Below are 12204 nucleotides of genomic sequence, written 5' to 3' on the forward strand. Positions count from 1 at the left end.
TACCCTTAATCTCGTACCGTTTGCCCGGAGACCCCGCGCGAACCAACGCCAGTCGACGCGAGCACAAGCGAGCCAACCCGGTCGCAAGCGAGTCGACGCCGAGACGAGAGGACGCCAGTGGGAAGCGCCGAGAATCCGCCGGAGCACGAGGAACGAACGGACGGTACTGCCGATCCGTCTGCCGCCCCCTCCCCCGAAGGAAGCGCGCATTCCGCCGTCAATTGGCCCGTCTTTTTCGGCACCTCGGTGATCATCATCGCGTTCGTGCTCTTCTGCGCCGTGTGGCCGGATTCCGCGAAGACCGTGATCTTCGGCGCGAAGGATTGGATCGCCACGAATTTCGGTTGGTACTACGTGCTCACCGCGACGATCGTCGTGATCTTCGTGTTGGTCGTGGCTTTTTCGTCTGTCGGCCGCACGAAGATGGGCCCCGACCACTCGAAGCCCAAATTCAACATGTTCACGTGGGCGGCCATGCTTTTCGCTGCGGGCATCGGCGTGGACCTCATGTTCTTCGGCATCTCGGGGCCGGCCACGAACTACCTCACCCCGCCGGACGTCGAGGCCCTGTCCCCCGAGGCCGCGCGCATGGCGCCGATCTGGACAATCTTCCATTACGGTGTGCCGGGTTGGTCGATGTACGCGCTCATGGGCATGGCGGTTGGCCTCTTCGCCTACCGGTATCACCTGCCGCTCTCGATCCGCTCCGCACTCGCGCCGATCTTCGGCCGCCGCATCCACGGGGCAGCGGGCCACACTATCGACATCGCCGCGACCCTCGGCACGATTTTCGGCATCTCGGTGTCGCTCGGAATCGGCGTCGTCTTCCTCAATTACGGGCTGTCCGAGATCTTCGACATTCCCAATTCCCTCGCGGTGCAGATCGGCCTCATGGCCCTCGCCGTGTTCATCACCATCGCCTCGACCGTCTCCGGTGTCGACAAGGGAATTCGTCGCCTCTCCGAGCTCAACGTGCTCCTCGCGGTCTTCCTCATGCTGTGGGTGCTCTTCACGGGACAGACCACCGATCTCCTCAACGCTCTCGTGCAGAACATCGGCGATTTCTTCGCCTCGTTCCCGTCGATGCTCATGCGCACCTTTGCTTATTCCCCGGGCTCGGCGGATTATCCGCCGGAACAGTGGATGAACGACTGGACGCTGTTCTTCTGGGCGTGGTGGATCGCGTGGGCCCCGTTCGTCAGCCTCTTCCTCGCGCGCATCTCGCGCGGACGCACGCTTCGCCAGTTCGTCGTCGGCGTGCTGCTCATCCCCTTCTCCTTCATCCTCCTGTGGGTGTCGATCTTCGGGAATGCGGCGCTACAGCACTTCGGCGATACCGAATTCCTCGACACCGCCGTCAACCAGCCAGAATCGGGTTTCTTCCTGCTCCTCGAGCAGTACCCCGGGGCGACCTTCACCATCGCGCTCGCGGTGATCACCGGCTTGTTCTTCTACGTCACCTCCGCGGACTCGGGTTCGCTGGTCATGGCGAACATGACCTCGCGGCCGACCATGGCGGATTCCGACGGGGCGCCGTGGCTGCGCATCGTGTGGGCCGTGATCACCGGCGCGCTCACGCTAGTCATGCTTTTTATCGACGGCGTCTACACGCTGCAGGCGGCGACGGTCGTAGTCGGACTACCACTCTCGCTGCTCGTGTACCTCATCATGGTCAGCCTCTTCCGCGTGCTGCGCGCCGAGCACCTCAGCCTCGATTCGAGGCGAGCGGCGCTTCCCGACGTGCTCGGTTCGCGTGTTCGTGACGGCGGAGACCGCGGTAACTGGCGCGAGCGCCTCCGCCGGCGCCACCAATACGCCTCCGCCACGGAGGTCCGCGAATTCGTCGAAGACGTCGCGGCGCCCGCCGTCGAAGAGGTCGCCGCAGAGCTCGACGCCCTCGGGGTCGACGTCCATTGCCACCGCGGTGCCCACCCCGACTCGGATATCCCGTACGTCGACCTCGTAGTGCGCTTCCCCGACACCGACGATTTCAAGTACCAGGCGTATCCGGTCGCCTATGCTCTGCCGAGCTTCGCAGTCAACCTCTCGGCGGTGCGGGACACGTATTACCGCCTCGAGGTCTTCTCGATCTTCGGCTCACGCGGCCGGGACATCATGGGGCTCACGCGCGACCAGGTGATCACCGACGTGCTCGATGCGTATGACGGGCACATCACGTACCTCGACATGAGCGGCGACATGGGCGCCACTACCGGCGGGGTCACCGCGCACGTCCCCGAGGAATGGATCGACACGGACAGGGTCTCCCCCTCGGCAGGCCCCACGGCCGGCGCCGAACACGACGACCGCGACGAATAACGACACCAACCGCGAACAACGACAGGACGAGCAATGAGCGACAACGCACAGGCACCTGCCACTCTCTACATCGACGGCCGCTGGGTCCCCTCGTCGTCCGGCGAGACCCGCACCATCGTGTGCCCAGCCGACGGCACCGAGGTCGGCGTGGTCTCCGAGGCCACGGCGGCCGACACCGAAGTGGCCATCGCCGCCGCGCGCCGCGCCTTCGAGCGCGGCGAGTGGGCCTCCACCCCGGCCGTGGAGCGCGGCGACCTCCTCCTCTCGGTCGCCGACGAGCTCGTGCGCCGCAAGGACGAGTTCGCCCGGGCCGAGGCGCTCGACACGGGCAAGCGCCTCGTCGAGGCCGAAGGCGACATGGACGATATTGCCGCATGCTTCCGCTTCTACGGCAAGATCGCCGACCAGCACCCGGGCCGCCTCGTCGATGCCGGAGATCCCTCGGTAATCTCCAAGGTCGTCTACGAGCCGATCGGTGTGTGCGGGATGATCACGCCGTGGAACTTCCCGCTGCTCCAGGCCTCGTGGAAGATCGCGCCCGCCCTCGCGTGCGGCAACTCCTTCGTGATCAAGCCCTCGGAGATGACCCCGCACACGACGATCCTCATCCTCGACGTGCTCGACAAGCTCGGCCTCCCGGCGGGCGTGGCGAACCTCGTGCTCGGCGACGGAAAGACCGTCGGCGCTCCCCTGTCCAGCCACCCGGACGTCGACCTCGTCTCGTTTACCGGCGGCCTCGCCACCGGGCGCGCGATCGCGGCGGCCGCAGCGCCGGGCATCAAGAAGGTCGCGCTCGAGCTCGGCGGGAAGAACCCCAACGTCGTCTTCGCCGATGCCGATTTCGAGGCCGCCGTCGACAACGCGCTCAATGCGGGTTTCCTCGATTCCGGGCTCGTCTGCTCGGCGGGCACCCGGCTCGTCATCGAGGAGTCGATCGCGGAGCGCTTCGTCGACGAGCTCGTTAGCCGCGCCGAGGGCATCGTCATGGGCGGCCCGTTCGACGAGAAGGCCGAAACCGGCCCGCTGATCTCCGCCGCGCACCGCGACAAGGTCACCGACTACGTCGAGCGCGGCGTCTCCGCCGGAGCCACCCTCCGCACCGGCGGCAACTGGGGCGGGCCCGAGCACGAGAAGGGCTTCTTCTACGCGCCCACCGTTCTCGTCGGCTGCGATCGCGACAACCCCGCCGTGATCGAGGAGGGCTTCGGCCCGGTGATCACCGTGGAGACCTTCTCCACCGAGGCCGAGGCCATCGAGATCGCGAACTCCACCGAGTACGGGCTCGCCGGCGCCGTGTGGACCTCGGACTCCGGGACCGCGAACCGCGTGTCCCGCGCGCTGCGCCACGGCACGATCTGGATCAACGACTACCACCCCTACGTCCCGCAGGCGGAGTGGGGCGGATTCAAGATGTCCGGCATCGGCCGCGAGCTCGGCCCCACCGGTCTCGAGGAATACCGCGAGGCCAAGCACATCTACGAGAACACCGAGCCTGCGGTCTCCGGCTGGTTCCCGAAGAAGTAGGACACAGGACACCGGACACCGGACACCAAACACCGGGCCGAGAACCGGCCTTGGCCTGCTGCGCCCGCCGGGGAGACCCCGGCGTCCGCCGTCATCCACCTTCCTTTCCCACCCACGAAGGAGAGAACCCGTGAGCGAACCCCGTTCCGAGAACCCCATCGCCGAGTACGACTACATCGTGATCGGCGGCGGCTCCGCCGGCGCCGTCGTCGCCTCGCGGCTCAGCGAGGACCCCGGGGTCACCGTCGCGCTGCTCGAGGCCGGCGACCACGATTCCGAGCACGACGAGGTCCTCCAGCTCAACCGCTGGCCCGAGCTCCTCGAATCGGGGCTCGACTGGGACTACCCTATCGAGCCGCAAGAGAACGGCAACGACTTTATGCGGCACGCCCGCGCCAAGGTGCTCGGCGGCTGCTCCTCGCACAATTCTTGCATCGCCTTCCACCCGCCGGCCGAGGACATGGACCTATGGGAGGAGCTCGGCGCCACCGGCTGGAACGCGGCGTCGATCCTGCCGCTGATCCCCCGGCTCGAGACCAACGCGCGCGGCACCGAGGGCCACGGCACCGACGGCCCCGTGCACATCATGGACGTCCCGCCCGAGGACCCGGTCGGCGTCGCGCTGCTCGAGGCCTGCTCCGAGGACGGCATCCCGCGCGTCCAGTTCAACGAGTTCGCAACCGTGGTCGACGGGGCGAACTGGTTCCAGGTCAACCGCAAGCCCGACGGCACGCGCGCCTCCTCCTCGGTGTCCTACATCCACCCGGTCGAGGACCGGGAAAACCTCCACGTGCTCACCGGGCACTGGGTGTCGAAGATCCTCTTCAATTCCGAACAGCGCGCTACCGGCGTCGAGTACGTCGACAACGCCTTCGGGCGTTCCTCCGAGCTGCGCGCGCGGCGCGAAGTGATCCTCTCCGCCGGCGCGATCGATACCCCGAAGCTGCTCATGCTCTCGGGAATCGGGCCGGCCGAGCACCTGCGCTCCCTCGGGATCGACGTGCGCGTCGATTCGCCGGGAGTGGGCTCCCACCTGCAGGACCACCCCGAGGCGGTGATCTCGTGGGAGTGCGCCGAGCCGATGACCCGCGAGAGCACGCAGTGGTGGGAGATCGGGATCTTCGTCGACACCGTCGGCGGGCAGAACCTGCCGGACCTGATGATGCACTACGGCTCCGTGCCCTTCGACATGCACACGCGCCGCCGCGGCTACCCCACCTCGCCGGAGTCCTTCGCGCTGACCCCGAACGTGACGCACGCCGAGTCGCGCGGCACGGTTCGCCTGCGCTCGATCGACTACCGCGACAAGCCGAAGGTCGACCCCCGGTACTTCACCGACCCCGACGGCCACGACATGCGCGTGGCCGTGGCCGGGATCCGCAAGGCCCGGGAGATCGTCGCGCAGCCGGCGATGGACCGCTTCCGCGGCCGCGAGCTCTTCCCGGGCGAGGCGGTGCAGACCGACGAGGAGATCGCGGACTATGTGTCCAAGACACACAACACCGTGTACCACCCGGCCGGCTCGTGCCGCATGGGTCCCGTGGACGATCCGGAGTCGCCGCTCGATCCCGAGCTGCGGGTCAAGGGGGTCACGGGCCTGCGGGTCGCGGACGGGTCCGCGATGCCGCAGCTCCCCGCCGTCAACCCGAACATCACCACGATGCTCATCGGCGAGCGCGCCGCCGACCTGATCCGGGGCGGCGAGTAGAGCGTCGCCGGGCGCGCGACCGAACCCACCCGCGGGAGCTGTGATGTGCAACACATCCTCGTAGAATCGGGAGCAGGTGATGATGGCCTCGTCAGCGGGGGCACCATCATCATCGGCACGGCGAAAGCCCCCGCGGAGGGGATATCCGTGAGTACCGCAACAGCCCGTACCGGCCGCGTTCCGCGCTTCGATCCGGCAGACCGACCGCTCGGCGTCCTCGCCGGCTTCGACGGTTCCCCGGATGCCGTCGCCGCGCTCGACTCCGCGCGCGAGCGCGTGGGCGAGCTCGGCGGCGATTTCGAAGCGAGGCGGCATTCCACCTCGCCACGGGGCACGCCACCGACGTGCTGCGGCGCATGTCGGCCGAGGCGCAGCTCACCATGCTCGGTTCCCGCGGCCACGGCGGGTTCCCCGGGATGCTCGTCGGCTCCGTGGCCACGGCGTTTCCGCCCCACGCCGCGTCTCCGGTCGAGGTGGTCCCTGCCACCGAGGGCTCGCGTGGCGGAGGTTCGGCCGGGGACGATAGGAGGGTCGCCGCGTGCGTCGACGGCTCCGCGGCAAGCAGGACCGTCGAACTACAGGCCGCGCAGGCGGCTCAGACCCTCGGGAGCGGCCTGCAGATTTTGACGGTCATGCCGCCGCCGGATTCCATCGGCGGCTGATACAGGGAGGTCGTCCGCAGGCCGCAGGTCGGCGAGCGGCGCGCCGAGCTCGAGGAGTGGCTCGGCGCCGAGCGGGATTGGCTGAGGTCGCGGTTCCCCGAGCTGGAGATCGGCAGCGATCTGAGGTTCGACGATCCCATCTCCCCCCTCGCCGAGCACGCCCGCTCCGCTCCCCTGACGGTGGTCGGCACGCGCGGCCGGGGCGCCTTCGCGGGCACGGTGCTGGGGTCGATTTCCCGCGAGCTGCTGCAGCGGAAGGTCGGCGCCGTGATGATCATGCCCGAGCTCCACAACTCCAGGCTGAACGGCGAGGCCGTCGGCAAGACCTGAGTCGCCGCGGGAATATGGCGGCGGGAATGTGTGGCGGCGGGCCGGGGTTGGAATCAGTATGAAACTTTCCGTATTGGACCTTGCCCCCGCCGACCCCGACACGAGCTACGAGACCGCGCTCGCCGATATCGTCCGTCTGGCGCAGCGCGCGGAAGGCGCGGGCTTCGAGCGAGTCTGGTACGCCGAGCACCACAACATGCCCTCGATCGCCTCGAGCGCGACCTCCGTCCTTATCGCCCACGTCGCCGCGAACACCGAGCGCATCCGCCTCGGCGCCGGCGGCGTGATGCTCCCCAACCACTCCCCGCTCGTGATCGCCGAGCAGTTCGGCACCCTCGCCGCGCTCCACCCCGGCCGCATCGACCTCGGGCTTGGCCGCGCGCCCGGCACCGACCAGAAGACATTCCGCGCGCTACGCCGCGACCCGATGGCCTCAGAGCGCTTCCCCTCCGACGTGGTCGAGCTGCAGGAGTTCCTCGCCGGGCGCAAGCCCATCGAGGGCGTCGGCGCCGCGCCGGTGGCCGCGACGCCGCCGCCCCTCTACATCCTCGGCTCCTCGCTGTTCGGCGCCTCGCTCGCCGCGCAACTTGGGCTGCCGTACGCGTTCGCCTCGCATTTCGCGCCCGACCAGATGACCCAGGCGCTTGCCACCTACCGCGAGAACTTCCAGCCGTCCGAGCAGCTCGAGGAGCCGTACGCGATCGTCGGCGCGAACGTCGTGGCGCACACGGACCGCGAGGTGGCCGCCGAGATCGAGCGCGAGGTGCTCAAGCGGCGCGTCGCGAGCTTCGTCAAGCGCGCGAACGCCGAGGCCCGGCCCTTTACGGACGACGAGCTCGAGCTGATTGTCGACTCGCCGCAGGGCCGCCAGATCACCAACATGATGCGCGTGCGCGCCGTGGGCGACGCCGAGGACGTACGCGCCGGCCTTGTGCAGATCCAGGCGCAGACCGGCGCGGACGAGCTTATGCTCGCCTTCCACGGCCGCTCCGCCGAAGAGCGCCTCGGCGCCCTCGACATCGCGGCCGCGGCCGAGCTCGACCCGGCGAGGTAGGGCGCCGGTTCTCGGCGCCCGCGCCGGCAGGCGGCGTGGGCGCGCTATCGGCGGAAAATTCGAAGTAGCCGGCGACGGTTCTGAGCTAGCGTTGGGCCCATGATCCGCCGCCTCATCGCCCGCGCGTACTGGAAGATCTGCCGTTGGCGGCTGGTCACCCAGCCCGCCCCGGAGCGCCCCACCGTCCTGCTCGGCGCGCCGCATACGTCGAACTGGGATTTCATCCTCATGCTCGGGATCGCGTGGCGCCTGGGAATGCGCATCAAGTGGGTGGGCAAGGACGTGCTGTTCCGCGGGCCCGCCGGGCCATTTATGCGTGCGCTCGGCGGGATTCCCGTAGACCGAAACAATGCGGGGGCCGTCGTCACAGAGCTCGTCGACGAGCTGCGGACGGGCGCGCCGTTCGGGCTCGTGATTACGCCCGACGGGACGCGCGGCGGGCACACGCACTGGAAGACAGGCTTCTACCGGATCGCCAGGGAGAGCGGGCTGCCCGTGACCCTCGGCTTCGTCGACCGGAGCACCCGCACGACCGGACTGGGGCCGACGTTCGAGCTGACCGGGGACGTAGCCGCGGACATGGACCGCATCCGCGCGTTCTACTCCGACAAATCCGGGTTCCACCCGAAGAAGGCGATTGAGCCGCGCTTCCGAGACGAGAGTGGCAAGGAGTAGCCCTCGACACGGAAACGGCCTCGACACCTGTAGAGGTGCCGAGGCCGCTAATCCGCAAGGCTGACTACGCGCTGCGTTAGCTCGCGGAGCCGAGCGAGCCGAAGTCGTCGATCGCGGAAACAAAGTCGTCGACGTACTCGCCGAAGTTCGACGGGCCCTCGAAGTCGAACGCGACGAGCTGCTTCTTGTCCGTTCCCGTGCCGTAGGTGCAGAGGCGCCGGCGCGGTGCTCGTCCTTGGCGGTGGGGATCGCGGTCCAGGCGACACTGGTCTTCGTGTCAGTGGCCTTGTCCTCGGCAGACTCGAAGTTCTGGCCGACATCCTTCGCCGCGGCGTAGGCCTTGCCCGCGTCGCCGAGCGAGCCGCCGGGCAGCGAATACTAGGCCTGGGCGATACCGGCCCCGCCGAGGACGGTGACGGCGGCGAGGGCGCTGGTGGCGGCGAGGGCCGCGAAACGCGAGGAGCGCATGTAGGTTCCTTCCGGATTCGAGTGGGCGGGGATCCTTGTTGACTCCCGCAGACATGTATAGCCCCAGCTGTTAGAAACGTTAATGCAGAACATCGTTATAGTAGGATTGGGTACGCCTCCGCCGCCCCAATCGCCTTGCAGCGCACCGTGTATACGAAGCTTGCATTTAAATAGTTTCTTTTAACTTTCTTTGGCCGAGCGTAACCGGAGCCCCCACGCGGCCGGATCGCGCGCACAATGGGACCCATGGACGCCAAGGATCTCCTCGTCGACATCGCCAACCGCCCCGCCGCCTCCGCGCGGTCGCTCCCCTCCCTCACCGCCGAGCAGCTCGCCGCCCGCCCCGACGGCCACCCCAACTCCATCGCCTGGCTGCTGTGGCACAGCGGCCGCGAGGCGGACGTCCAGCTCTCCGCGCTCAGCGGCGAGGACGAGGTGTGGGGCGCGTACCGCGAGCGCTTCGGCCTCGGCGCGATCGGCGACACCATGGGCTACGGCCACACCCCGGAGCAGGCCGCGCAGATCGAGGTCGGCGACCAGGATCTGCTCGTCTCGTATCTCGAAGCGGTTATGAAGGCGGTCGTCGCATATTCCACGACACTCTCGGAATCCGACCTCGACGTGATCGTCGACGAGTCCTGGGACCCGCCCGTGAGCCGCGGCGTCCGCCTCGTCTCCCTGATCGAGGACGCGGCCATCCACGTCGGCCAGGCGGCCTACGTCGCCGGCGCCCTCACGGCATAGATTCCTTCGTTCCCCTCGCCCGCCCCCGGCAAACACGCCGCCCGGCGTCATGCACAGGCGGCACTCTCCCTAGCTCGACGAGCGGGGCGCCTTGAGCCCGACCCGGTTTCCGTCCTGATCCGCCACCACGGTGAATCGCTGCCCCCAAGGCATCTCACGGGCAGGTGTGACGACGGTCGATCTTTGCTCCTGAAGCCTGCCGAGGATCGCGTCCACCTCTTCTCTCGAGTCGAATTCGAGATCGACCTGGGTCGAGCCGCGCGCGGGTTGAGGAGACGAAGGGTCCCACCATGCCGCAAATGCCGTGGAATGCAGAACCATGGTGATTCCGATGTTCTGCGAGACCCAAGCTTCCGGTGCCCCGTTCCCGGTTCTGTCCCGGCCGAGAAAGGACACTCCGAGGAGCTCGTAGAAGCTGCGGCTGTGGTTGATGTCCGAGACCACGAGATTCACCTGCGCGATGTTGGGCATGTCGCCAGTGTGCCCTCGGTCGCCGCGAACGGGGATGCGCCACGGGCGCGCATGGGCAATGATCAGTGCACCGACCCGAGGAACGAGAGATAAAGAAGCGGTGGCGCAACCCGATCAAGGGAATGGTCTGGTACCGAGGCATCAAGAAGGATTTTGCCGCGCTGCCGGAATCCTGATTCGGCGACGCTTCTCGCGATGTCCCACCCCCTCGACGACGGCCCGTTCTTCCACGGCACCAAGGCCGACCTGCTCCCCGGCGACCTCCTCACCGCGTGGCACCGCTCGAACTATCGCCCCGAGATCGTGATGAACCACATCTGCTTCACGGCCCTCCATGACTGCGCGGGTCTCGCCGCCGAGCTTGCGGCTGGTGACGGCGAACCGCGCGTCTACCTGGTGGAACCCACCGGCGAATTCGAGAACGACCCCAACGTGACCGACAAGAAATTCCCCGGCAACCCGACGCGCTCGTGCCGCAGTTCCAATCCCCTGCGCGTGGTCGCCGAGGTGCACGACTGGCCGCGCCTCTCGCCGGAGGCTCTACAGGCGTGGAGGGACCGGGTCGCGGCAATGGACGACAGCGCGGGGATCATCAACTAGGAGCGGACGCGCTCGCGCGTGGAGAATCGAAAGGACGCTCATGGCCGAGGAACGAGATCCCGGACTTCCCGATTCGACCGCCACGCGCGCGGCACTGTGGCGCGCCCTTCACGTCGCCGTCGACGCGCCCCGCACGTCGTCGAAGACACCATCGGGCTCGCGCTCGTCGACCCCGACGCCGGCTGGCGCGACCGCCCCGATATGGATCCCGTTCGTACGGCGACGAACTGCGCCTCGGTCGTCGCCCGGCAGCGGGCCGCGGACGACGCCCTCGCCGAGTCCGAGGTCGGCCCGTACGTGATCCTCGGTGCCGGCCTCGACAGCTTCGCGCAGCGAAGCGTGTCCGGCGTCTGCGTCTTCGAGGTCGATGCGCCGGCGACGCAGGCGTGGAAGCGCACGCGGCTCGCCGAGCTCGGCCTCCTCTCCGACGCGAAGACCACCTACGTGCTCTTCGACTTCGAGGCAGGGCCTGCGTGGGGCGAAGCGCTCCGCGGCGCAGGGCTGGGCGCCGCGTCTCCGGCGTTGGTCTCGCTGCTCGGCGTCACCATATACCTGACGCGCGAGGCCCTCGTCGCCGCGTTCCGGGAAGCCCATTCGCTGTGTACGGGATCGCAGCTCGTGTTCTCGTTCTCCCAGCCCGTCGAATCGGCTCCCCGGAGGTCCGGCCGATCCTCGAGATAGCGAAGAAGGGGGCGGCCGAGAGCGGGCACCCGTGGCACATCCTCCTCACCCCGGACGAGGCGATGGATTTGGCGCGCGAGGCGGGATTCACCGACGTGCAGGTCGTGACGTCGGCGGATCTCCACGATCGCTACTTTTCCGGGCGCACGGACGGGCTCAGCCCTGTCGGCGGCGACGATCTCGCTATCGCTCGGGCGTGAGGCGCACCTGGGCCGCGCGGCTATTTCCTCGTGTAATGCATGTATGCCGTGCCGTCGTCGAAGAGGCGCTGCTCGGCGAGCTGAAGGTCGACGTTCGCGTCCGCGGGGAAGGCCGCGAGCCCGCTGCCCACGGCCTTGGGGACGATGAGCAGATGGAAGTCGTCGACGAGGCCGGCACGGATCGCCGGGGCCGCGGTGGTGGGACCGAAGATCTCGACCTCGTGCTCGGCTTCGTCGACGATGCGCCGAAGCTCGTCGAGCTCGAGGTGATCGACCAGGCGGGTGCGCTCGCCGTGCACGTCGGAGGTGCCGAGCGTCGTGGACACGACGATGCGGTCGAGAGCCTGCCAGCGCCGGGCGAACTCGTGCTCGTCCTCGCCCCATTCCTCGCCCTCGGGTGGGGTTTCCCAGTAGTGCATCAGCTCGTAGGTGGTCCGCCCGAGGATCTCGGTGGACACCTTCGCGAGGCGCTCGATGTGGAAGCGGAAAACCTCGCCCCCGGGCGCGGTCCACTGGAAATCCCCGTCGGCATCGGCGGCGAAGCCGTCAACGGAGATCGCAGCGGTATAGCTCAGAGTTCCCATGGCGGGTGCCCTTCGTTGACGGACTCGGCGGGCGGTAATGCCCGCCGGTTTCGCTGCCCAGGCTAGCGCGGGGCCCTGGCTTTACGTGCTCTTCGAATGGAACCGGCCGGGGGCGGCAGCGGTCCGCCGGGCGTGAGGGACGTCCGCCGTCATGCGCGATGGGGTGAAGGGTGAGCGGGCGCAC

The 12204-nt window shown here is 68.2% G+C and carries 13 protein-coding genes; 11 read left to right on the forward strand and 2 right to left on the reverse strand.

Annotation, left to right across the window (positions count from 1 at the left end; translation table 11 throughout):
- Positions 1–117: 117 nt before the first annotated feature.
- From betT to V7E05_RS01390, 8 genes are all read left to right on the forward strand, one after another.
- A complete protein-coding gene (betT, locus tag V7E05_RS01355) occupies positions 118–2319 on the forward strand; it encodes a choline BCCT transporter BetT (protein WP_333617879.1) in 2202 nt (733 codons plus the stop codon).
- 33 nt (positions 2320–2352) lie between these two features.
- Entirely contained in the window at positions 2353–3843 is a 1491-nt protein-coding gene (locus V7E05_RS01360; protein ID WP_333617880.1) for an aldehyde dehydrogenase family protein, read from the forward strand.
- A 130-nt stretch (positions 3844–3973) separates the two neighbouring features.
- Positions 3974–5551 (forward strand): GMC family oxidoreductase, encoded by a 1578-nt coding sequence (locus V7E05_RS01365; protein ID WP_333617881.1) that lies wholly within the window; start codon positions 3974–3976, stop codon positions 5549–5551.
- A 356-nt stretch (positions 5552–5907) separates the two neighbouring features.
- Positions 5908–6213, forward strand: coding sequence for a hypothetical protein (locus V7E05_RS01370; RefSeq protein WP_333617882.1), 306 nt, complete (start codon positions 5908–5910; stop codon positions 6211–6213).
- 180 nt (positions 6214–6393) lie between these two features.
- Positions 6394–6543: a hypothetical protein gene (locus V7E05_RS01375; RefSeq protein ID WP_333617883.1), complete on the forward strand. Its 150-nt coding sequence runs from the start codon at positions 6394–6396 to the stop codon at positions 6541–6543.
- 58 nt (positions 6544–6601) lie between these two features.
- Positions 6602–7597 carry an LLM class flavin-dependent oxidoreductase gene (locus V7E05_RS01380; protein ID WP_333617884.1) on the forward strand — a complete coding sequence of 332 codons (996 nt, stop codon included), beginning with the start codon at positions 6602–6604 and terminating at the stop codon, positions 7595–7597.
- Between the two features lie 99 nt (positions 7598–7696).
- Entirely contained in the window at positions 7697–8272 is a 576-nt protein-coding gene (locus tag V7E05_RS01385) for a 1-acyl-sn-glycerol-3-phosphate acyltransferase (protein WP_333617885.1), read from the forward strand.
- A gap of 714 nt (positions 8273–8986) precedes the next feature.
- Complete coding sequence (locus V7E05_RS01390) at positions 8987–9484, forward strand: mycothiol transferase (protein ID WP_333617886.1); 498 nt, start codon at positions 8987–8989, stop codon at positions 9482–9484.
- A gap of 69 nt (positions 9485–9553) precedes the next feature.
- Here V7E05_RS01390 and V7E05_RS01395 read toward each other — a convergent pair whose 3' ends face one another.
- Positions 9554–9955 carry a VOC family protein gene (locus V7E05_RS01395; RefSeq protein ID WP_333617887.1) on the reverse strand — a complete coding sequence of 134 codons (402 nt, stop codon included), beginning with the start codon at positions 9953–9955 and terminating at the stop codon, positions 9554–9556.
- A gap of 195 nt (positions 9956–10150) precedes the next feature.
- Here V7E05_RS01395 and arr point away from each other — a divergent pair, with 195 nt between their 5' ends.
- The 3 genes from arr (at position 10151) to V7E05_RS01410 (ending at position 11436) form a co-directional block, all read left to right on the forward strand.
- On the forward strand, positions 10151–10555 hold the full coding sequence (gene arr / locus V7E05_RS01400) for an NAD(+)--rifampin ADP-ribosyltransferase (protein WP_333617888.1): 405 nt from the start codon (positions 10151–10153) through the stop codon (positions 10553–10555).
- A gap of 96 nt (positions 10556–10651) precedes the next feature.
- A complete protein-coding gene (locus V7E05_RS01405; protein ID WP_333617889.1) occupies positions 10652–11236 on the forward strand; it encodes a class I SAM-dependent methyltransferase in 585 nt (194 codons plus the stop codon).
- 62 nt (positions 11237–11298) lie between these two features.
- Positions 11299–11436, forward strand: a complete 138-nt coding sequence (locus tag V7E05_RS01410) for a hypothetical protein (RefSeq protein ID WP_333617890.1) — start codon at positions 11299–11301, stop codon at positions 11434–11436.
- Between the two features lie 20 nt (positions 11437–11456).
- On the opposite strand, the gene V7E05_RS01415 is transcribed toward V7E05_RS01410, so the two are convergent.
- Entirely contained in the window at positions 11457–12020 is a 564-nt protein-coding gene (locus V7E05_RS01415) for a dihydrofolate reductase family protein (protein WP_333617891.1), read from the reverse strand.
- Positions 12021–12204: the final 184 nt, after the last annotated feature.

The organism is Dietzia sp. (genome assembly GCF_036741115.1).
Taxonomy (GTDB): Bacteria; Actinomycetota; Actinomycetes; order Mycobacteriales; family Mycobacteriaceae; genus Dietzia.